At 59.7% G+C, this 20,082-nt stretch carries 20 protein-coding genes; 10 read left to right on the top strand and 10 right to left on the bottom strand.

The features are described from left to right. Positions 1-37 precede the first annotated feature (37 nt). From ACMG4N_RS04305 to ACMG4N_RS04295, 3 genes are all read left to right on the top strand, one after another. Entirely contained in the window at positions 38-1,231 is a 1,194-nt protein-coding gene (locus ACMG4N_RS04305) for a tyrosine-type recombinase/integrase (protein WP_297764918.1), read from the top strand. Positions 1,232-1,285: 54 nt separating this feature from the next. Beyond that, on the top strand, positions 1,286-1,768 hold the full coding sequence (locus ACMG4N_RS04300; protein WP_414432974.1) for a nucleoside deaminase: 483 nt from the start codon (positions 1,286-1,288) through the stop codon (positions 1,766-1,768). Positions 1,769-1,840: 72 nt separating this feature from the next. After that, a complete protein-coding gene (locus tag ACMG4N_RS04295) occupies positions 1,841-3,298 on the top strand; it encodes a protein adenylyltransferase SelO (RefSeq protein WP_414432973.1) in 1,458 nt (485 codons plus the stop codon). A 221-nt stretch (positions 3,299-3,519) separates the two neighbouring features. Here ACMG4N_RS04295 and ACMG4N_RS04290 read toward each other — a convergent pair whose 3' ends face one another. Continuing rightward, on the bottom strand, positions 3,520-4,191 hold the full coding sequence (locus tag ACMG4N_RS04290; RefSeq protein WP_414432972.1) for a hypothetical protein: 672 nt from the start codon (positions 4,189-4,191) through the stop codon (positions 3,520-3,522). Between the two features lie 376 nt (positions 4,192-4,567). Here ACMG4N_RS04290 and ACMG4N_RS04285 point away from each other — a divergent pair, with 376 nt between their 5' ends. After that, complete coding sequence (locus tag ACMG4N_RS04285; protein ID WP_414432971.1) at positions 4,568-6,751, top strand: hypothetical protein; 2,184 nt, start codon at positions 4,568-4,570, stop codon at positions 6,749-6,751. A gap of 57 nt (positions 6,752-6,808) precedes the next feature. On the opposite strand, the gene yghU is transcribed toward ACMG4N_RS04285, so the two are convergent. The 3 genes from yghU to ACMG4N_RS04270 form a co-directional block, all read right to left on the bottom strand. After that, positions 6,809-7,681 carry a glutathione-dependent disulfide-bond oxidoreductase gene (gene yghU, locus ACMG4N_RS04280; protein ID WP_414432970.1) on the bottom strand — a complete coding sequence of 291 codons (873 nt, stop codon included), beginning with the start codon at positions 7,679-7,681 and terminating at the stop codon, positions 6,809-6,811. Between the two features lie 104 nt (positions 7,682-7,785). Beyond that, positions 7,786-9,585, bottom strand: coding sequence for an ABCB family ABC transporter ATP-binding protein/permease (locus ACMG4N_RS04275; protein WP_414432969.1), 1,800 nt, complete (start codon positions 9,583-9,585; stop codon positions 7,786-7,788). A 109-nt stretch (positions 9,586-9,694) separates the two neighbouring features. Further along, complete coding sequence (locus ACMG4N_RS04270) at positions 9,695-10,651, bottom strand: MBL fold metallo-hydrolase (protein ID WP_414432968.1); 957 nt, start codon at positions 10,649-10,651, stop codon at positions 9,695-9,697. A gap of 240 nt (positions 10,652-10,891) precedes the next feature. On the opposite strand from ACMG4N_RS04270, the gene ACMG4N_RS04265 reads away from it, so the two are divergent. Further along, the gene (locus ACMG4N_RS04265; RefSeq protein ID WP_035245434.1) at positions 10,892-11,293 is read left to right on the top strand and encodes an MAPEG family protein; all 402 of its coding nucleotides are present in this window, start codon (positions 10,892-10,894) and stop codon (positions 11,291-11,293) included. A 121-nt stretch (positions 11,294-11,414) separates the two neighbouring features. Here ACMG4N_RS04265 and ACMG4N_RS04260 read toward each other — a convergent pair whose 3' ends face one another. Together ACMG4N_RS04260 and ACMG4N_RS04255 are read right to left on the bottom strand one after the other, a co-directional pair. After that, positions 11,415-12,773: an amidohydrolase gene (locus ACMG4N_RS04260; protein WP_414432967.1), complete on the bottom strand. Its 1,359-nt coding sequence runs from the start codon at positions 12,771-12,773 to the stop codon at positions 11,415-11,417. Positions 12,774-12,916: 143 nt separating this feature from the next. Further along, positions 12,917-13,993 carry an AraC family transcriptional regulator ligand-binding domain-containing protein gene (locus ACMG4N_RS04255; protein WP_414432966.1) on the bottom strand — a complete coding sequence of 359 codons (1,077 nt, stop codon included), beginning with the start codon at positions 13,991-13,993 and terminating at the stop codon, positions 12,917-12,919. A 108-nt stretch (positions 13,994-14,101) separates the two neighbouring features. On the opposite strand from ACMG4N_RS04255, the gene ACMG4N_RS04250 reads away from it, so the two are divergent. Next, complete coding sequence (locus ACMG4N_RS04250) at positions 14,102-15,007, top strand: metal-dependent hydrolase (RefSeq protein WP_414432965.1); 906 nt, start codon at positions 14,102-14,104, stop codon at positions 15,005-15,007. Positions 15,008-15,120: 113 nt separating this feature from the next. Here the strand turns inward: ACMG4N_RS04250 and ACMG4N_RS04245 are convergent, their stop codons facing one another. Further along, positions 15,121-15,666: a TetR/AcrR family transcriptional regulator gene (locus ACMG4N_RS04245; RefSeq protein ID WP_414432964.1), complete on the bottom strand. Its 546-nt coding sequence runs from the start codon at positions 15,664-15,666 to the stop codon at positions 15,121-15,123. 97 nt (positions 15,667-15,763) lie between these two features. On the opposite strand from ACMG4N_RS04245, the gene ACMG4N_RS04240 reads away from it, so the two are divergent. Then, complete coding sequence (locus ACMG4N_RS04240) at positions 15,764-16,714, top strand: alpha/beta hydrolase (RefSeq protein WP_414432963.1); 951 nt, start codon at positions 15,764-15,766, stop codon at positions 16,712-16,714. A gap of 123 nt (positions 16,715-16,837) precedes the next feature. Here the strand turns inward: ACMG4N_RS04240 and ACMG4N_RS04235 are convergent, their stop codons facing one another. Beyond that, complete coding sequence (locus ACMG4N_RS04235) at positions 16,838-17,260, bottom strand: helix-turn-helix domain-containing protein (protein WP_414432962.1); 423 nt, start codon at positions 17,258-17,260, stop codon at positions 16,838-16,840. A 63-nt stretch (positions 17,261-17,323) separates the two neighbouring features. Here ACMG4N_RS04235 and ACMG4N_RS04230 point away from each other — a divergent pair, with 63 nt between their 5' ends. Further along, the gene (locus tag ACMG4N_RS04230; protein WP_414432961.1) at positions 17,324-17,824 is read left to right on the top strand and encodes a DUF2938 domain-containing protein; all 501 of its coding nucleotides are present in this window, start codon (positions 17,324-17,326) and stop codon (positions 17,822-17,824) included. Positions 17,825-17,950: 126 nt separating this feature from the next. Continuing rightward, positions 17,951-18,313, top strand: a complete 363-nt coding sequence (locus ACMG4N_RS04225; protein WP_414432960.1) for a DUF6164 family protein — start codon at positions 17,951-17,953, stop codon at positions 18,311-18,313. 47 nt (positions 18,314-18,360) lie between these two features. On the opposite strand, the gene ACMG4N_RS04220 is transcribed toward ACMG4N_RS04225, so the two are convergent. Together ACMG4N_RS04220 and ACMG4N_RS04215 are read right to left on the bottom strand one after the other, a co-directional pair. Continuing rightward, a complete protein-coding gene (locus ACMG4N_RS04220) occupies positions 18,361-19,206 on the bottom strand; it encodes a lysophospholipid acyltransferase family protein (protein WP_335626798.1) in 846 nt (281 codons plus the stop codon). Between the two features lie 157 nt (positions 19,207-19,363). Then, the gene (locus tag ACMG4N_RS04215; protein ID WP_052042477.1) at positions 19,364-19,636 is read right to left on the bottom strand and encodes a hypothetical protein; all 273 of its coding nucleotides are present in this window, start codon (positions 19,634-19,636) and stop codon (positions 19,364-19,366) included. Between the two features lie 237 nt (positions 19,637-19,873). Here ACMG4N_RS04215 and ACMG4N_RS04210 point away from each other — a divergent pair, with 237 nt between their 5' ends. Continuing rightward, positions 19,874-20,047 (top strand): hypothetical protein, encoded by a 174-nt coding sequence (locus ACMG4N_RS04210; protein WP_198030612.1) that lies wholly within the window; start codon positions 19,874-19,876, stop codon positions 20,045-20,047. Positions 20,048-20,082 lie beyond the last annotated feature (35 nt).

Here is a 20,082-nt window from a genome sequence, read left to right as displayed (position 1 = left end):
TGCTCGATGCCGACAATAACCTGACCTGCAGCGAGCCATGGCCCTGACTTCCGCGGACGTCCGCAACGCCGAACCCCTGAAGAAAGACTACAAACTCCGGGACGACAAGGGGCTCTACCTGCTGGTAGAGACCAATGGCAACCGTACCTGGAAATTCAGCTATCGGTTCGATGGCCGCAGCAAGGTCATTACCCTGGGCCCCTGCCCCGAGGTCACGCTGGCCTTCGCCCGTCAGCTTCGTGACGAAGCCCGGGAGCTGATCGCCGACGGCACAGACCCGATCACCCGTTGCGAAAAACGGGAAGTGTTCAGCCCCTCGGTGGAAACCTTCGAGGCGGTGGCGCGGGACTGGCTGGAACGGGTCTACCGGTTTGAAGTCTCGGAAGAACAATTCCGCCGCACCAAGCGACAGATGGAAAACTACCTGATCTCCAGCATTGGCAAGCGGGTGGTCAGCGAAGTGACCCCGGAAGATCTGAAATCCCTGGCTGCCGCCCTGGGTGCCGAGGGGCATCTGGACAAGGGCAAGCGGGTACTGGGTATCGCCAAACGGGTCTACGGCCACGCCCGCGATACCGGCGTCGCCGGCTTCCAGCAGACCGGCGCTCTGCGCCGCCGGCTTACCGGCTCCGGCACCGAGCCGGAATTCCTGCTCAGCACCCGTGAGCAACTCTTCAATCTGGCCAGCGGTGTGCTTGGCCAATGGAGCCGCACCACCACCACCGCGGCACTCAAGCTGACCGTCTGGCTGCTGGCCCGGCCCAGCGAGATCGTCAACGCACGTTGGTCGGACATGGATCTGGATGCCGGAGAATGGCGCATCCGCCGCAAGAACCCGGACAGCCCGGACGGCAGCAAGATCATTACCGTGCCCCTGCCCCGCCAGGCGGTAGAGCTGTTGCGGGAGATGGAACCGATCACCGGCCGTCAGGAATATATCTTCCCCGGCACCCGCGATCGCAAGAAGCACCTGGGCGCCAGCACCCTCACCGGCGCCCTGAAAAAAGTCACCCGCACGACGCCGGTCTCCACCGATAACCTGCGCACTCTGGCCGCCACCGCGCTGGGCGAGCTGGGCTACCAGGCGGAACAGATCCAGTCACAGTTGCTCAACCAGACCGGCGACGAACAGAGCGACCGTCAGCTCTATCAGGAAAAACGCCGGGAAATGCTGCAGGCCTGGGCGGATTATCTGGATAACACCGTGATCGGCAAGGTCACCCGGCGCTAAGGGGCACGCCGACAAATACTGGCGCGCCATGCCATTACCTCAGAGCTCTGAACCATGGAACCGCTCCATAATCACCAGAACCTGATCCAGACGGTCCTCGCACTCGCTGAAGATAATGTTCGCCAGGGCCTGGGCGGCCCCTTTGCGGCACTGGTGGTAAAAGATGGCATCATCATCGGCCAGGGCTGCAACCGGGTTACCGGCCAGCATGACCCCACCGCCCACGCAGAAATGGAAGCCATCCGCGCCGCCTGCCACCAGCTGGGTAGCCATCAGCTGCATGGCTGTATGATCTACAGTAGTTGCGAGCCGTGCCCAATGTGTCTGGGTGCCATCTACTGGGCCCGGCCCGACAAACTGTTCTATCTCAACAGCCAGGCCGATGCGGCCCGTATCGGTTTTGATGATCAGTTTATCTACCAGGAGCTGGCTCTCCCTGCGGCACAACGACAACTGACCACTGAACAGCTTGATCACCCTCAACGGTTAACGGCTTTCCGGTTATGGCAGGCCAGTAACGACCGGGAAGATTACTGACCCATCACACCCAATGACCCCGCCCAGCCCGTCCTGTTAACCTGTACGTCCATGGTTTGCAGAGCACCCACAATGACCCGCCCCTTCGGTTTCCAGTTCGACAACAGTTACACCCACCTGCCGGAAGATCTGTTTTCCCGCTGCCCCCTGCAGCCGGTGAAGGCACCGCAGATGGTGTTGTTCAACCGGTCCCTGGCCGGGAAGCTGGGACTGGACGGCGAGGCACTGGACAGCCCGGCCGGGGCAGCGATTCTGGCGGGCAATGAGCCGATCGACGGCAGCGACCCGATCGCCCAGGCCTACGCGGGCCACCAGTTCGGCAACCTGACCATGCTGGGCGATGGTCGCGCCATTCTGCTCGGTGAGCAGCTCACCCCGAACGGGGCGCGCCGGGATATCCAGCTCAAGGGCGGCGGCCGCACGGTGTTTTCCCGGGGCGGCGATGGCCGCGCGGCACTGGGCCCCATGTTGCGCGAATACATCATCAGCGAGGCCATGCATGGCCTGGGCATCCCCTCCACCCGCAGCCTGGCGGTGGTGGCCACCGGGGAGTCGGTATTGCGGGAAACCGCCCTGCCCGGTGCCATCCTCACCCGGGTGGCAGCTTCGCACCTGCGGGTAGGCACCTTCCAGTACGCCGCCGGCCGACAGAACCCGGCGCTGCTGGAAGCGCTGGTGGATTACACCCTGAACCGCCACTACCCGGACCGCCAGCCTGCCGACAATCCTGCCCTGACCCTGCTGGATGCGGTCATGGACAGCCAGGTAGATCTGATCGTCCACTGGATGCGGGTGGGCTTTATTCACGGCGTTCTCAATACTGACAACGTAACCCTCAGTGGCGAGAGCATCGATTACGGCCCCTGCGCCTTCATGGACAGTTTTGATCCGCACACCGTGTTCAGCTCCATCGACCACCAGGGCCGCTACGCCTATGGCAACCAGCCCACCATCACCCAGTGGAACCTGAGCCGTTTCGCGGAAACCCTGCTACCGATGATCGACGACGATGTGGACAGCGCCATTGAGAAAGCCACCGCCATCATCAAGTCTTTTAGCGAACGCTACAGCGAAAAATGGCTGGCCATGATGAAGAAAAAGCTGGGCCTGTTCGGTGATGACCCGGTCGATGAAACGCTGATTACCGATCTGCTTGAATGGATGAAGACGCACCAGGCGGATTACACCAATACCTTCCGCGATATCACCAGCGAACACTTTCCCGCCGATGGTATTTACCAGGATGACGACTTCAGCAACTGGCACCATCGCTGGCAGGCCCGCCTGGGGCGCAACCAAAAACCGCTCAAGTCGTCCCTGTGCCTGATGCGCAATCACAACCCGGCGGTAATTCCTCGCAACCATCGCGTGGCAGAAGCATTAACCGCAGCGGAACAGGGTGACCTGGCTGTCACCACATCATTGCTGGAGGCGCTGGCCGACCCCTATGCGGACCGCGACCCGGACGACCGCTATCGGCAGCCGCCGGCCCCGGAGGAGCAGGTCTGCCAGACTTTTTGCGGGACCTGATAAGCGGTTGGCCGACCCTGGATTTCCCCGGCCCGCAAAAGACTACGCAGGTGCGTCGCTAGCGGCGCGATAGCCCAACATCGATAAAGAAAGTATTACCACAGAGATCACGGAGAAAAAGAAAAGGTTCTCTCGATGTGCTCTGTGCCCCTGTGGTGAGAATGCTTTTAAACACGGGTTGGGTTATGCACTTCGTGCACCCTGCGGATCGCAATAGCGGGTCAGGAATTTAAGGAAAAATTCACCGCAAAGCCGCTGCGCTGCCAAAGCCATGCTACCCACAACGTATGCAGATTGATCAACACCGCCAGAGCCCATTCAAACCCGTCATCCATGGTGTCGTAGTGCTCGGGCCAGATCACACCCAGTATCAACGACACTATTCCCACCAACAGGGTAAAACCGCATAACCGCAGCAGCGATCTCCCCGCGGCTGACATGGCACTGTGCCGCAGTGACGCGCTCAGCCCCAGCTGGGCCAGAAACGTGAGGCCAAAGAATCCCACCACCCCGATCCGGCGCAGCATGTAAGGCGTCTCTCCGGCATGGCCAAGCACCACCGTATACAGCGCCAACGGCAGCGCCGCCAGCATCCCCAGCCACCACCAGGTTGTCGGCTCCACCTGCATGTGGCGCAGCCAGTGACGGTTGGCCCACCAGAACAGCATCATGCAGACGCAGGCTGGCAGCATTCCGGCCTTGAAAACGAAATAGGCGGTACCGGAACGGGACGCCCGGGAAATACTGGTGCAGCCTTCAAACCAGGGTAAACACCAGGGCACCAGCTGCTCACTGGCAGACAGCAAATAACAGACATGCATGGTCACCAGGGGCAGCAAGGCGGTGGCCCAGGCCAGGGGAGACAAGCGAACCGGCGTCGATGGCATCGTCATGGCGTCAGCTTAGCGCAACACAAGGCACCGTCACACCTTGATAACACCCCAAACGCTGCGCACTGCCCAGGGCGCATTGAGGCCCAACGAACCGCACCACCGGGCAGGCAGAGGGGAAACAATTCCATTACAAAACATAGCAGTAAATGGCTATAAAAACGTTTTCTTAAGAACAGAATAAAATCAATCATAAAAACACAGTTCAGCACCGGCAACCTTTCTGCAGTCACCCGTCAGATGGCGATACCGCGCTCTTCCTGTTCGCTATGCCTTGTGACTTCTCTCGCCTTTGTCAGGCAGGCTTTCATCAGCCACTAAAGAGACACATGGCGCATCCGGTTGCCCCGTCGCTGTCAACCACAGGCGGATAATAATCATGAAAAAACATTACGCATCCATCGCCAGTCTGGCACTGCTTGTTACCGCCTGCGGTGGCGGCGGCAGCTCTGACAACGTGTCACAGACACCTGGCCCGAGCCCGCAACCCCCTACCCCCAATCAGCCCGAGCCACCGCCCGAAATGCCGGTGGACTGCCAGCGAGACAGCTGGGTGGCAGGCACCACAGAATTGTGCGACGGCACCTTTATCTATCGGGACTATGTCTACGATGACTACGGGGCGGATACCGGCCTGATCGGCCTGTCACCCTTGACCGTCATGAATCTGCTGTCGCGCGGTGGCGGCTTGTTCAATCCGGTTGCCAACACACCGGGGCTGCTATCACCCACAGCGGGGGATGAACGCTACCCTGCCGGCATGGAAAACACCGCCGACCTGGTCTCGCTGGCACTGTCACTGGATGGCGATGAACTGTCTGTTCGCTTCGAGCTGAATACACTTTATGGCAGTGATGACAGCCTCGCCGTCATCGCCATTGATACTGACAACGACAGCAGCACCGGTGGCGGAGTCTGGCCGGGCCTGGGCATTCGCAGTGACGGCTGGGAAGAGATCTACACCTTCGCTGAGGGTGACCCGATCAACAACATTATTGCTGGTCGGATTCCTGCGCCAGAAACTGAACAGTGGCGCATTCAGGCGGTGGTGGCGCAGAACGACGGCACGGTCATGAATGTGGCTTTCCGCGGCCCCCATGAATCCGCCCGGGCGGCTTCTATCCCGGAACAAATTCTTCCCGATGCGGGAAATTTCTGGGAAGACAAACAGTCCCGGGCGCTCGGCAGCGGCGACATTTCCGTTTTCGGGGAAGTGGTTTCACGCAGCGATCTTGAGAACGGCACCACCCGAGCAGCGGAGTCGGTGACCGGTTTTCAGCAGCGCGTTTACACCTCCCAATACACCCTGCCCCCTGGTGAAGGGGTTTCACTGCGCGGCGTACCAGGCCGCCAGGGCGATACCGGCCTGCCCTGCGACCAGTATTTTCATTACCTGGGAAAATACCAGCCCTACGGTTTTTACGTACCGGAGCAGGACGGCCCCCACGAACTACAGCTGGTACTGCACGGCTGCGAAGCCAACCACGCCAGTCAGATCAACCAGGGCAATTTCCAGGCATCCTTCGCCGATGCCAACAACCGCATTCTGGCCGCCCCACTGGGCCGAGGGCCGCGGGGCTTCTATACCGGACTCTCGGAACGTGATGTGCTGGATGTCCGCGCGGACGTGGAAGAAAACTATCCGATCGACAGCCGAAAGGTACTGGTCAGCGGCTATTCCATGGGCGGCTACGGCACACTGAGAATGGCGGCACTGTATCCACAGGATTACGCTGCCGGCGTGAACTGGGTGGGCTTTACCGGCAGCCTGTTGAACCTGCCACTGGAGAGAACCCTGCTAGGGTCCCTGGCGGATCTGACCGGCATTGAACTGCTGGACACCCCTCTGTCTGCCTTCCAGGAACTGCAGCAGGAGTTCAGTATTGGCGCGGAAGACAATGTGCTGGATTACCTGGGCAATCTGGAGCATATCCCGATGGCCAATGCCTACAGTGCTGCGGATGAGATCGTACATGTCACTACGGCTCTGGCACTGCAGGAAAAGTTTATCGCCGGCGAGTCCGACTATGTTTTCTATCTGCATCTTCCCGCAGAACATCTGACCTATATCCTGCTGGATGAATGGCAGAAAATGGCCAATTACAGCGCCAACCGCGTGATCGTTAGTCGCCCGAGCACCATCCGCTACTACTACGATCCAGCCCAGGCCTACCCGGAATATGCCATTGACCACAATCGCGCTTACTGGGTCAGCAATATCGTCAATCGCTCCACCGAGCCCAGCCAGATTTCACTGGATAGCGATGGCTGCGGTACACCGCAAATGGATAGTCAGTTCGCCCCGGGGGCTGGCACTTACCCGATACCCTGGGTAAGCACGCAACGCACAGTGAGCAGCGATGCCTTGCTGCCAGGCGGCAACACCCTGTCCGGGTCGCTGGAGAATATTCATCAACTCACCATTGATGTTACCGATAGCTGCCTTGCAGGCGCCATTAATCTGGACATCGACAGTGACGGTAGCAGCACCCTGGTATTCAGCGATGGCAGAGAGGTAGATCTGGTTCAGGGGCGCAACCAGCTGTTCGTGAACCCGCTATAAACGGATCAAACCGAAAGCCCCGGGGACGGGGCTTTCACCATGCGTGGCATGGCCCGGTTATTGATTCGCTTGCAGTTTATCCAGCGTACGCAATTCGAAGTCGCTGGCGTCATGCCGCTCCCATAGCTGGCTGGAAGGATCACCCCAGGCCCGGTTGACTTTACGGCCACGTTCCACCGCAGGGCGCTTGCTGATCTGCTCGGTCCAGCGCAGCACATTCTTGTAGGTGTGCGCTTCGATAAACTCCGCCGCTTCATAGACCTTGTTGGTGACCAGAGCGCCGTACCAGGGCCAGATGGCCATATCGGCAATGGTGTATTCATCACCGGCGATGTAGTCGTTGTCGGCCAGCTGGCGATCCAGCACATCCAGCTGCCGCTTGATCTCCATGGTGTAGCGATTGATCGGGTATTCGTACTTTTCCGGAGCGTAGGCATAGAAATGACCGAAGCCGCCACCGAGCAGCGGCGCACTACCCATCTGCCAGAACAACCAGCTGAGCGTTTCGGTGCGTTTTTCCGGGTCCTTGGGCAGGAACTCGCCAAACTTTTCTGCCAGGTAAAGCAGGATATTGCCGGACTCGAACACCCGGCGTGGCGGGGTAACGCTGTGATCCATCAAGGCGGGAATCTTGGAGTTGGGATTCACCTCCACAAAGCCGCTGCCAAACTGATCGCCATTCTGGATATTGATCAGCCAAGCATCGTATTCCGCATCCGTGTGGCCTTTCTCAAGCAGCTCTTCGAGCATCACCGTGACCTTTACCCCGTTGGGGGTGGCCAGGGAGTAAAGCTGCAGGGGATGCTTGCCCACTTGCAGGGCCTTGTCATGGGTGGGCCCGGCGATAGGGCGGTTGATATTGGCAAAGGCGCCGCCATTGGCCTGGTCCCACTTCCAGACACGGGGTGGGGTGTAGGTGGGGTCAGACATAGTTGCTCCCGATCGATGACAGGCATGGCCTGTGCACGTTGAATGTTGCCTCATCATGGCCAGCCCGGGCGCCGGGAACAAGCTGAAAAAAATGAACAAACGCTTCAGATTAATCGATCGGTTGACCCACTCTCATGCTGCTGCACGTCCCACAGGTGCGCATACAAACCGCCCCGGGCCAGCAACTCAACATGGCTGCCCTGCTCCGCCACCTGGCCGTTGTCCAGCACGATGATGCGATCCGCATCCATGATGGTGGACAGACGATGGGCAATCACCAGGGTCGTCTGCTGGTGGGAAATCTCGCGGATGGCCTTGAGAATGATCTTTTCCGAATGGCTGTCCAGGGATGACGTGGCTTCGTCGAACACCATGATCGGCGGATGCTTGAGCAACGCCCGAGCGATGGACACCCGCTGCTTTTCGCCACCGGAAAGTTTCAGACCCCGCTCACCCACCATGGTGTCCTCCCCCTTCGGCAGGGAAGCGATGAAATCCGACAGGTAGGCCAGACGAATGGCCTCGCGCACCTCCTCGTCGCTGGCATCAATACGACCGTAGCGGACGTTCTCGAAGATGCTGGTGTTGAACAACACGGTATCCTGGGGCACCACGCCAATCTGCTGACGCAGGGAGGTCTGGCTGACCTGGCGAATGGACTGACCATCAATGGTGATGTCGCCACTACTGACGTCATAGAACCGGAACAGCAGCTTGAACAAGGTAGATTTACCCGCCCCGCTGCTACCGACAATCGCCACCTTCTGTTTTGACGGCACGGTGAAGCTAACGCCGCGAATAATCTCCCGCGTATCGCCATAGCCGAAGTGCACATCATGGAAGCGGATCTCGCCGTCGCTCACTACCAGTTCGGTGGCGCCTTCACGGTCCACCACGCCGGGTTTTACGTCCAGCACCGCAAACATGTTTTCAATATTGGTCATGGCCCCTTTCATTTCCCGGTAAACAAAACCGAGAAAGTTCAGCGGCATGAACACCTGCATCATGAAGGCATTGATCAGTACGAAGTCACCCAGGGTCATTACCTTGTCGGTCACCTGCACTGCCGCCAGCACCATGGCCGCCGTCATGGCCGCCGCGATAATCAGCGATTGCCCTGCATTGAGGGCAAACAGTGACAAGCGGTTTTTGCCCCGTGCCAGCTCCCAGCGCTCCAGGTTCTCGTCGTAGTGACGGGCTTCAAATTCCTCGTTGGTAAAATATTTCACCGTTTCGTAATTGAGCAGACTATCGATGGCACGGGTGCTGCTGGAGGATTCCGCCTGGTTGGCCTCGCGGATAAAGGCCAAACGCCATTCCGTGGCGAACACGGAAAAGCCCACGTAGGCCGCCACCGATACCGCTACGATCAATGCGAACCAGACATCGTAATTCCACAGCAACAAGCCGATCACCATGCCGATTTCCAGCAGGGTGGGCAGGATATTGAACACCATGAAACGCAGCAGAAAACTGATGCCATTGGTGCCCCGCTCGATATCACGGGACAGCCCGCCGGTACGACGGTTGAGATGAAAATCCAGGTCCAGGGCATGCAGATGCCGGAACACCTGCAGGCCGATCCGGCGCATGGCGCGCTCAGTGACCCGCCCAAATAAGGTATCGCGCAGCTCACCGAACAGCACATTGGAAAAACGCACCACCCCGTAGGCCAGCAGCAGCCCCAGCGGCAGGGTGATCAGCTCACTGACATCCTTGGCGTCCAGCCCGTCGACGATGTGCTTGAGAATAAACGGCAGCCCCACGCTTGCCAGCTTGGCCAGCACCAGGCAGACCACCGCCAGAGCAATACGGGTACGGAACTCCAGCAGGTAGGGGAACAGGGTTTTCAGCACGGACCAGTCGATGGGCTTGGGGGTAACGTCCTGGCTCATACCGCGCATAAAAAGGCCTGTCTCGGAGAAAAGTGCCCGCAGTATAACAATGCCCGGCCACAACCGGGGGGCGTATCACGGCTTAAGATCGAATGGACGCCCGAGCTGGTATTCACAGTTAGTGGCGTGCCTGCAGCCACACCGCCAGGCCCTGACTGTTGAGCTGGATATCCAGCCCCAGCACCGCCTGCAGCTGTCCGTCGGACATGTCACAGCCGTGCTCCCGGGCACAGCGAAACAGATACTCTCTCATGGCAGTCATCAATGCCTGTTCCAGGGCATCACCGTCGGCGGTTTCTGCCACGGTTTCCGCCAGCGCCACATAGTCGTCCACCATGGTCAGCAGTCGCTCGCCCAGGGGTTGCGGGTTTTCCACCATGCTGTAATGGGTGAGGTAAATACGCTGGGGCTCCAGGGCCAGCAGCTTGCGGATGGAGGCCTTCAATGCCGGCGGATCAAACTGCACCGGGGTGGTGGTCGGGCAGATGAAGGGGCCGTTGACGGTGGTCAGGGGCGGATAGGACAGGCCAAAGGTGTCACCGGTGAAAATGCCACGGGACGTGGGGTCATACACACAGAAATGATGGCGGGCATGCCCGGGGGTATCGATGAATACCAGCTTGCGACCTCCCACGGTGGCCTCATCGCCGTCGTCCATGGTGCGCACCCGGCGTTCATCCACGGGAATGATATCGCCGTAGATCTCGGCAAACTGGGCCTCACCGTAGACCGCTGTGGCACCGGCCTTGAGTTTGGCCGGATCAATCATGTGGCGAGCGCCGCGGGGATGCACCAGCAGAGTCGCCACTGGCAGCGCCTGCATCAGGCCACCGACGCCACCGGCGTGGTCCAGATGCACATGAGAGGGAATCACATATTTCACTTTTGCCAGATCAATCTTGCGCGCTTTGAGCAGCGCCAGAATGGTCGGCACGGTGTTGTGGGTACCGGTTTCGATAATGGCGTACTCGTCGCCACCGCGCAGCAGATAACAGGCCGCAAGTCCTTCGTGCACCATGGCCGTATCGATACGGGTAATGTGCTGGCCGAGGTCGTCAAAAGTCTGGAACGCCATGCATGGCTCCTGAGGTCGATGAGTCCAACGACTATAGGCCACGCAACCGGGGCCAGCCACCCGCCCTTTGCTCAACCGGCCGCTCTTTTCAATCGGGGACACGCATCCGTTTTGGTACTGATGGGAAGACTGGCAGGCAGCGCCTGACGTAGCTGGTGCCAACGGGAAACGCCGGGCTTCACGCCATCTTGCCCTGCCACTCACTACGCTGTGATTTTATGCGTGGAAAAGGGCCACCCCATGACCGGAATGACTGCACTTCTGATTTATATCGTCTGGACGCTGATTCTTGCACTCAGCTACGCCACCTATCGGTTGCCACTGGTACTCACCGGCAAGAAGGCCGCGAATCATTGGGAGCGAGGCAAGGCGGTTGATGACCCGGCCATCCTGGTTCGTGCCAAGGCGGCACATCTCAATTGCCTGGAGAACCTGCCGCTGTTTGCGGCCCTGGTGTTGGTGGCAGCGGCCACCGGACAGAGCGATACCGTGAACGCGCTAGCAGGCTTTATTGTGGCGGCACGCATCGGGCAAAGCCTGGTGCATCTGATCGGCACCAGCTTCCCGCTGGTATTCATCCGCGCCAGCCTGTTTCTCGCCCAGGTGGCCCTGATGCTGTACCTGGCCTTTGCGTTGATGTAATCCCTTCGACCGGGGACACTCACACAACGACTCAATTCATGCGTGTCCCTGATTGCTGTGTTGCAAACAAAAAACAGCGGCCCAGGCCGCTGTTTTTGTATCACCACCCAGTGCATCGAGATTACTCGGCGTCACCGGCAAGAAAGGCATCCAGCAACAAGGTGCTGTTGGCCTGCACCGCGGTGGTAATCGCCAGGCCCGGATTTTCGATGCGGAATTTCGGGTTGTGATTGAGCGGCGGCAGTTCGCCGGTGCTCATGTATTTCTTCATCACATCCGGGGCGCCACCGCCCACTTCCACAAACAGGGTTTCGGCATCTTCAATGCCCGCCACCAGCATGGGGAAATCCTCGGAGCCCATCACCGGGGGGATGCCGGGCATGATCCGCTTTTTGCCCAGGGCGGCCACCAACGCTTCATTGGCCTTGGCTGCCAGGGCAGGCTCGTTAATCACCGGCTCCGCATAACCCAGCATGGTGATGGTGGGCTCGCGCTCCTTCGGCACTCCCGCTGCCACGGCAATACCCTTTGTTTCCCGGTCGATGGCATCCAGCATGGTCTGCCGCACGCCCTTGTCGAACCAGCGCAGGTTCAGTTTCAGGGTGCCGGTTTCCGGAATCACGTTATGGGTTTCGCCCACCTGCATGGCGCCCACGGTCAGCACCGCCGGGTCCTGGGCCGGGATGTTGCGGCTGACGATGGTCTGGTAGGCCATCACCGCCCGCGCGCCCATCACCACCGGATCAATGGTGCCTTCCGGGCGAGAACCGTGGCCGCCGATACCAGTGAGATGCACATCCAGTTGATCACTGCCGGCCATGCGGCGGCCAGCTTTCACCGCCACCGTGCCTGCCGGCCACACCGGGTAGACGTGGGCGGAAATCAGCAGGGAGGGCTTGGGGACCTTGTCGTACAGACCATCGTCGACCATGGCCTGGGCACCGGCGATCAGTTCTTCCGCCGGCTGGCCCACCAACACCAGGGTGCCGGACCAGGCATCGCGGGTTTCCATCATCACTTTGGCGATGCCCAGCAACCAGGCGGTATGGGAATCATGGCCACAAGCATGGGACACGTAGCTGGTGCTACCGTCATCCAGCTCCACCTGTTTCTTGCTGGCATAGGACAGGCCGCTCTCCTCTTTCACCGGCAAGGCATCCATGTCGCTGCGGAACATGATCACCGGGCCATCGCCGTTTTTCAGCACCGCCGCCAGGCCAGTTTCCGCAATCCCGGTATGCACCCGGTAACCGAGTTTCTTCAGCCGCTTGGCCACCAGCGCAGAGGTATCGTGCAGATCGAAGGCCAGCTCCGGGTTGGCGTGCAGCTGGCGGAACACCTTCTCCAGCTCCGGCTGCTGTTCCGCGGCCAGCTTGCCCACCTTTTCGCTCAGTGATGTGGGAATACCGGCCTGTGCCAGGCCGCAGGCCATCACTGCGCCAGCCAGAAGGCTGCTACGCAGCCCATTGATGAGTGACATGTGCTCTCCCGTTGTTTTTTGGAATATTGTTCCATTAATTGATCACAGGATGGGGGAGCGGGTCAAGCGCACACGCTTTCATCGGGGACACGCACACATCCGGAGGTCACCGGGATGCCACCGGAAAGGAGGAACAAGGTGAGTCAGTCGCCAGTCTGGCGCTTGCGCCATTCCCGGGGAGACAGCCCAGCCCAGCCTTTGAAGGCACGGGTGAAATTGGCCGGGTCGCCATAGCCAAGCGCCTCACCAATGCGGCGAATCTCCAGGTCAGGGTCGGCCAGCATCTGACAGCTGTCCCGTCGACGGGCGGCTTCCAGCAGCTGCTGATAACTGTAGCCCTGCTCCTGCAGGCGCCGACGCAGGGTGCGGGGCGTCAGATGCAGGCTATCGGCCAAGGCCTCCGGGGATGGGTACCCGTCAGCGCCCAGGGTCAGAGCGGCACGGGCACGGCGCAAGGTATCATCGGCGTCATCCACCAGCGCGCTTTCCCGTTCACACTGGGCCAGCGCCAGTGTCAGGGCTTCCGGGTTGGCGGTGGGCAGGGGCTGATCCAGCAGGGAGATATCCCCCGCCAGGGAAATACCGGCCTGGGGCATGCCAAAACGCACCGTGGGCAGCCGCCTTCGCCAGCGATCAAAGCCCGCCGGCTCCTGGCCATACAGCCAGATTTGCCGTTGCTCAGGCAGCTGCGGTATCAGGAACTCTATGCCGCGATACATGCTGGTCAGCATGGAGCTCATCAGCATGTCGCGCAGGGCATCCGGGGCGGAAAGCTCCAGCACCAGCTCCATGAACAGGCGATCCTCGCTTTCGCTCACCATCAACTGCGCCCCGCGCCCGCGCAGATGCCAGAAGCGCTCGAGAATGGCGATGGCTTCACGGGGCGTTCCGGCACACATCAGGGCATAACCCAGGTTGCCGTGGGCGGTGAGGGGCATGCGGTCGCCGGAGGCAAATCCCAGGCTGCCATTGCCAGTAAGCGATAGCGCCGCCGCCCCCAGCTTCCAGGTTTCCTGCAACGACAGCCGCCCGGCCGGATCGTCAATCTGGTCGGGGGTAATATCGGCCGCCTGTAATAACTGCTCGCGGGAGGCGCCGCTCTCCATCGCCGCTTCCATAAAGGCACGCGGGTAGGTGGCGGACTGATTACGCTGCCGCACCCAGGCCGGAAGCGCTGCCAGTTGCTGTGTGGTTGCTGCCAGGAGTTCGCTTTGCGGCATTTGGCCACCGATGACAAGTACAATGTCCGTGCAGAATCTCACGCCCTTGGGCCGTTCACCAGTACCGTATGAGCCATATTAAAAAATACCTCAACGAGGAGTTCTGACATGAATGCTGTGGTCCCTGTTCGTCCGGGCAAGGCAAAGGCTCGCAAAGGCCTCGCTGGCTCCCTGCGCACCCTTGCCGGCAAAACCCCCAAGGACATGATCCCCAAGGTTCGTCGCCCCCAGTTCACCTTCAGCGAGGCCGAAGACCTGCCGCGCTATTGGTGGGACAACGACCCGGTGAAGACCCTGCTACTGGCTGCCATGTCCGCCAGCTTCCCGCCCGGTGAGCGTTTTTTCATTGATTCGGTGCGTCACTATCAGGACCAGATCACCGACCCGGAACTGAAGAAAGCCATCAAGGGCTTTATCGGCCAGGAAGCCCACCACTCCCGTGAACACGAATTGATGAACGGCTTCCTGCAAGAGCGCGGCGTGGATCTGGCAAGGCTGGAGCGGGAAATCCTGGGTTTCATGAATCTGCTGCGCAAACATCTGAGCCCGGAACGTCAACTCGCCCACACCGTCGCGGTGGAACATTTCACTGCGTTGATGGCTGAAGAATTCCTGCTCAAGTACGACGCCCTGGAACAGATGGATCCACGCATTGCCCCTGTCTGGGCCTGGCATGCCATCGAGGAATCCGAGCACAAGGCGGTGGCCTTTGACGTTTACAAGGCCATAGGCGGCAGTGAATTCACCCGCGTCACCGAAATGATGATCGTCAGCGTGCTGTTCCCGGTATTCTCTGCCGTGCACCTGGTGCAACTGATGAAAGAAGACGGCCAGCTGGGCAACATGAAATCCTGGCTCGGCGCCGTGAACTACATGTGGGGCCGCCCCGGGGTGTTCCGCAAGCTGCTGCCCTCCTACTTCAAGTTCTACAGCCCCAACTTCCACCCGTGGGATCACGACGCCCGCGGCCTGGTGGAGAAAGCGAAGAAGAAATGGTTGGGCGACTGGGCCTGATTATTCAGCAAGTGAAAACAGAAAGCCCCGCTCAAGCGGGGCTTTCTTTTTCAGGGGGAGCAAGCATACGGTGCCTCTGTGTTTTCTATTGCTCCCTCTAGAGTCAGGCCGAGCTAGGCGGGTAATGCGCTCTCGGTAAACCACTGCAGGATGGCCTCGCGCTGGCGCTCACTGTGCGGATGGGCCAGCAACCCCTCCACCAGAAAGGTACCCACTGTCGCCAGCATGGCCGCGCGTTCCTTGGCGACACCATCCGCTTGCAGGGTATGGATCACCGCCGCCTCCACAAAGCGGTGAAACTGGTCATGCCATTCCCGGATCACCTCGGACTGTTCCAGCCGGGCATGCACCGTGGCCACCAACTCGCGACTCTGCTCGAACTCCCGCAACGCCCAGGCCATCTTCTCCTTCAAGGGTTTGTCCACGATGGTCGGCAGGCGGACCAGGGTCTGTGACATCTGCCGGTTGAGCACACCCACCAACAGTTCGTCCTTACTGGCGTAGTACCAGTACAGGGTATTCGGGGCGACTCCCAGCTCCCGGGCAATCCGGTTCATGGATGTGCCATCGTAGCCCAGTGAGAGGAATAGCCGGGATGCTGTACTCTCCAGCTCATCCTGCTTTACCTTCAAATCAATATCGCGCTTGTTCTTGGCCAAGGGGCCCTCTCCCATAGTCTTTCCGGTCATCTTGTATGGTATTCAAGAATGCTACTCTTTGCTCTTGAATGCCATACAAGAAACCCGGAGCCCAATCATGGATACCCTGCGACACAGCCCCCAAGACCTGACCTGCAACAGCCAGCGAACCGGCTTCTACTCAGGCGGAACCTGGTGTGCGGCTACCCTGCACCGGCCAGCGAAGGCCACGGCAGAAACACTGCCAGCTATCCTCATGCTGCACGGCTGGGGCGGGATTCAGGATGCGCTAACGGTGTCCTACTATGAGGAATTTACCCGCGCTGGCTACGTGGTCATGACCTTTGATTATCGCGGCTGGGGCGACAGTGCCGGCCTGCCGAGGCATGTGATTTCCGCTCGCCAACGGGTAGCCGATGGCGACGCCGCCCTGGCCTTCCTGAAAAGCCAGCCGGGCATCGATCCCCGTCGCATCGTGCTGTGGGGCTCGTCCTTTGGTGGCGGCCACGTGGTGGAACTGGCCGCCGAACACCCGGAACTGGCCGGGGCCATTGCCCAGGTCCCCATGCTCGATGGCATGGCCGCGGTGCGCGCCGTCCCCTTGCCACGACTGCTGCGTTTTGGGCTCTACGCCATGGCCGATCTGCTCAAGCCAGGCCATCCGCTCTACCTGCCCGTGGTCAGTGAACCCGGGGCGTTTTCCTCCATGGACCGGGATGATGCCGGCAAGGCACTGAAACTGGCCGAAACCAGCATCGGCCGTCGCTACGACAACCGCGTGGCGGCCCGCTCCATGATGACCATGGGCCCCTACCGTCCTTTCAAACGCCTCAAGGACATCCGCATTCCCACCCTGCTGATGGGGGCCAGCCAGGATTCCGTCGCCCCCTTTGCGGAAAGCGCCATCCTCAACGTCAACAACCCCAACCTGACTATCGCCAGCATTGACGCCAACCACTTCGAACCCTATTTCGAACCGGCATTCAGCAACGTGATCCGCCAGCAGCTGAAGTTTCTGGAAGGGCTGGACCGCTTCGTGCAGCCGGCAAACCACAGGAAGAGTGCCTGAAAGGCAAAGGCTGATTGGCTGGCGTCAATGTCGTGGCGTCATGCCTATCCAGCGCTTGAAGGGGCGGAAAAACTGGCTGTACCAGATCACCAGCCCTTTGCCTGTTCTTTTTTCTTTTCGTTTTTATTTTTCCTGAACGCCTCGTTTTTTCTCCACTTTCATTCGTGCCGAGGCAATGTTCATCAAGCGCCGAAACTGTCCGCATTCCAGGTGACTGGGCGCCGGGCATTTTGCCGCGTGGCGCAGGCCGTCACGCATGGCAGACAGTTTGCGGATGGTGTCATCCAGCGCATCGGCTTTTGCCGACAAGGCATGCCGGTCGATGCTGGGCTCGCCGCCGTCATCGAACATTTCGCCAATTTCATCCAGCGTGAATCCCGCTGCCCGTCCCAGGGCAATCAATGCCAGCTGATCCAGCACCCGCGGTGCGAATATTCGCTTTAGTCCTCTGCGCCCGGTGGAGAGGATCAGCCCTTTCTCTTGGTAATAGCGCAGCGTCGACGCCGGTACGCCCGACCGACGCACCACTTCGGTAATATCCAACACGACCTTGACCTCAAGCCAGCTTCAAGTTGCACATTACCAGCAAAGTCATCTTGAGGAAGCCCCATGGATAACGTTACAGAGACCTTGGCCAGCATGATCATCATCGGCATTTGCGCCACCCTGGTCATGGATGTCTGGGGCTGGCTTCGCCAGCCACTGCTCGGTGTCGCCCCACCCAACTACGCCATGGTGGGCCGCTGGTTGTTGCACATGGGCCACGGACAATTCCGCCACACTGCCATTGCCGCATCGCCAGCCATGCCTGGAGAAAAGGCCACAGGCTGGCTGGCCCATTATCTGACCGGCCTGGCCTTTGCCGGGATTCTGCTGGCTATAGAGGGGCAGAGCTGGATCCACCAGCCCAGCCTGGCGCCGGCTCTGCTGGTGGGTATCAGTACCGTTGCCGCGCCGTTCCTGTTGATGCAGCCAGGCATGGGCGCCGGCATAGCTGCCTGCCGCATGCCTGACCCCAACGCCGCCCGCCTGCAGAGCCTGCTGACCCATGCGATCTTCGGCATCGGCCTGTACCTGGGCGGCTGGGTGTCACACGGCATGCAAGGCTGAGCGTAATAACGATAAAACCGTACTGAACGGTGGTAACCATTGGCGCGCGCAGCCATGTATCCTGTATGCACCTCTACGCCCTGCCCGGCTCTACCCGGCAGGCCTGGACACATCATCAGGAGCACCATGACCACCTTACTGCTGAATCTGCGCCGGGTTCCGGACGACGAGGCCGATGAAGTTCGCACCTTGCTGGAACAAAACCAGATCCTGTTCTATGAGACCGCCCCAAGCATGTGGGGGATCTCTTCTGGCGGTATCTGGCTGAGCCGGCCCGAGGACCGGGAGCGCGCCAAGGCATTACTGGCCGATTACCAGCAGGAGCGGGCCCGGCTACAGCGGGAAGCCTATGAGGACGCACAACGGGAAGGAACGGCACCGACACTGGCAGGGCGACTGCGTGAACAGCCGCTTCGCGTGGCAGGATTGTTCGTGGTGGTACTGGTGCTGTTACTGGTAACGCTGCTGCCGTTCCTGACTCTGGGTTAGGGACACTCTGGGGAATTCCTTTTCTACCGTGCCCCCGGTCTTGTTGCTCAGTGCTTGCGCGCACCCAGCACTTTTCGCCACAGCGGCCGCGGCTGCTCCTTTCGCTCTTCATCCATGCGCGAGAGCATGCCGGTAATGGCATCAGAGACTTGTTCGCGCAATTGCCAAAGCACTGCAGGATCTTTTTCCTGGCCTTTCAGGTGCGCCGTCGCAATGGGCTTGCCAATGGCAAAACGGAAAGGCTCGGCTTTGGGCAATAAGGTAGGGCCGATGCCCTTTACCAACGGCATGAACAGATCACCACCGCGCATCAGAGAGTTGATCTTGTCGTTGCCCAGCAACCGCTTGCCAAGCCAGCCATTGGCAAAATCGTCACCGTCATAGACGATGTCGTAGGCCTCATCACAGCCCAGTGAGGCAAAGGGGATGATGTCGAACCCCTGCTCAATGGCCATATAGACAAAGCCGGTTCGTTTCTTCCATACCAGCTGGTTGATCTCGTCCCGACGCTTGGCTACCTCGCGGGCGCCGCCCGGAAAAACCAGCACATGCTGGCCGCTTTCCATTAGTCGGCGACAGTTTTCACGAGTACCCGGTACGGCGCCAAAACGGGTGACCAACTTGCCCCACACCGGCGTCGGGAAGTGGAAGTGATCCCCCAGGGAGCGTGGAAACACCCCGGTCTGCCGATACAGTTCGTAGACGAACAGCGGGGAGTCCAGCACGCCCATCAGCGCGTGATTCCCCACAAACAGGCCCGGTCGCTGCGGGTCCACATTCTCCGCGCCTTCCAGCGTCGCGTCGAAATAGCGGCGCTGCATGGCCGTCACCCCGGCCATGGTGCGCAGGGACGGCGGGCGGAAATCTTCAATGGGGATCTCGATATCGGACACGGTTACCTCGGTCTGTCTTCGCTGGTGTCAGCGCCAGGGTGGGCAAGACTAGCATTATACAGGCTGGATACCATGGCAGGGCCGCCGCTGACGGCCAGTCGACAAGGGCTTGAAATCAGCGACGAGAAGGGTTCCCGTCCGGAAGTGCCAGAGGTGATCACTCGGATGTATCGGCTTGTGCCAATTGCAGCAGGTCGCGGGCGTAGGCATTCACGTCAAAGGGCGTTTCTTCGTTCATGCTGACAGCAATATGCGCCGCCAGCACATCCGCCATTTTTTCCAGTGCTTCTTCACGACCCACCCCCTGGCCTATCAGGTCCATGATCACCAGCCCCGCCTCACGGGGGTGGCCATCGGCGATCTGGTTTTCCACCGCGTCCACCAGGGCCTTCTGTGCAAAATCGTCTTCTGCCTGTTCCATTTCCTGCATGATGCGTCCCGTTCTTTATTCACTTAGCGTCGCGCACAGGATATCACCTGGTGTTCCATCCCATAACAACAGACAAACCACCCTCGGCCTTTTAAGCGCCAAAGCATCGCCGGGCAGGGGCTGTCTCCTGAAAAATGTATATACATTGACTATCTATATGATAGCCGATAGGGTTGTTGAGTGCCGCGCTTAAACCGGCGAACATGCTGCCCTATTTTCTTAATGACGGTTATCGATATGTCGAAGACCAAAACGCCAAAGAAAAATAGCCAGCTGATCATTCGCATTAATGATGAAGAGCGTGCTCGGTTTGTCTCACTCTGTGAGGAGCTAGATACCAGTGCTGCACGCGAGGTACGCCGGTTTATTCGCAGCTTTATCAAGGACCAGGAAAAGCAGTCCGGCAATTAGCCCTGCTTGCCCGGCCCGCTACAACTATCCAGAAA

Origin of the sequence: Alcanivorax sp. IL2 (assembly GCF_047495475.1) — a bacterium.
Taxonomy (GTDB): Bacteria; Pseudomonadota; Gammaproteobacteria; order Pseudomonadales; family Alcanivoracaceae; genus Alcanivorax.
Note: the sequence above shows the minus strand (reverse complement) of the source record. Positions and strands in the feature narration are given on the sequence as shown.

Bases quoted from the DNA above. Each gene is read 5' to 3' on its own strand.
- ACMG4N_RS04215 (WP_052042477.1), bottom strand. From the start codon at position 19,636: ATGCAGGAAATGGAACAGGCAGAAGACGATTTTGCACAGAAGGCCCTG.
- ACMG4N_RS04240 (WP_414432963.1), top strand. From the start codon at position 15,764: ATGGATACCCTGCGACACAGCCCCCAAGACCTGACCTGCAACAGCCAG.
- ACMG4N_RS04210 (WP_198030612.1), top strand. From the start codon at position 19,874: ATGTCGAAGACCAAAACGCCAAAGAAAAATAGCCAGCTGATCATTCGC.
- ACMG4N_RS04285 (WP_414432971.1), top strand. From the start codon at position 4,568: ATGAAAAAACATTACGCATCCATCGCCAGTCTGGCACTGCTTGTTACC.
- ACMG4N_RS04305 (WP_297764918.1), top strand. From the start codon at position 38: ATGGCCCTGACTTCCGCGGACGTCCGCAACGCCGAACCCCTGAAGAAA.
- ACMG4N_RS04270 (WP_414432968.1), bottom strand. From the start codon at position 10,651: ATGGCGTTCCAGACTTTTGACGACCTCGGCCAGCACATTACCCGTATC.
- yghU (WP_414432970.1), bottom strand. From the start codon at position 7,681: ATGTCTGACCCCACCTACACCCCACCCCGTGTCTGGAAGTGGGACCAG.
- ACMG4N_RS04260 (WP_414432967.1), bottom strand. From the start codon at position 12,773: ATGTCACTCATCAATGGGCTGCGTAGCAGCCTTCTGGCTGGCGCAGTG.
- ACMG4N_RS04230 (WP_414432961.1), top strand. From the start codon at position 17,324: ATGGATAACGTTACAGAGACCTTGGCCAGCATGATCATCATCGGCATT.
- ACMG4N_RS04255 (WP_414432966.1), bottom strand. From the start codon at position 13,993: ATGCCGCAAAGCGAACTCCTGGCAGCAACCACACAGCAACTGGCAGCG.
- ACMG4N_RS04250 (WP_414432965.1), top strand. From the start codon at position 14,102: ATGAATGCTGTGGTCCCTGTTCGTCCGGGCAAGGCAAAGGCTCGCAAA.
- ACMG4N_RS04275 (WP_414432969.1), bottom strand. From the start codon at position 9,585: ATGCGCGGTATGAGCCAGGACGTTACCCCCAAGCCCATCGACTGGTCC.
- ACMG4N_RS04300 (WP_414432974.1), top strand. From the start codon at position 1,286: ATGGAACCGCTCCATAATCACCAGAACCTGATCCAGACGGTCCTCGCA.
- ACMG4N_RS04265 (WP_035245434.1), top strand. From the start codon at position 10,892: ATGACCGGAATGACTGCACTTCTGATTTATATCGTCTGGACGCTGATT.
- ACMG4N_RS04295 (WP_414432973.1), top strand. From the start codon at position 1,841: ATGACCCGCCCCTTCGGTTTCCAGTTCGACAACAGTTACACCCACCTG.
- ACMG4N_RS04290 (WP_414432972.1), bottom strand. From the start codon at position 4,191: ATGACGATGCCATCGACGCCGGTTCGCTTGTCTCCCCTGGCCTGGGCC.
- ACMG4N_RS04225 (WP_414432960.1), top strand. From the start codon at position 17,951: ATGACCACCTTACTGCTGAATCTGCGCCGGGTTCCGGACGACGAGGCC.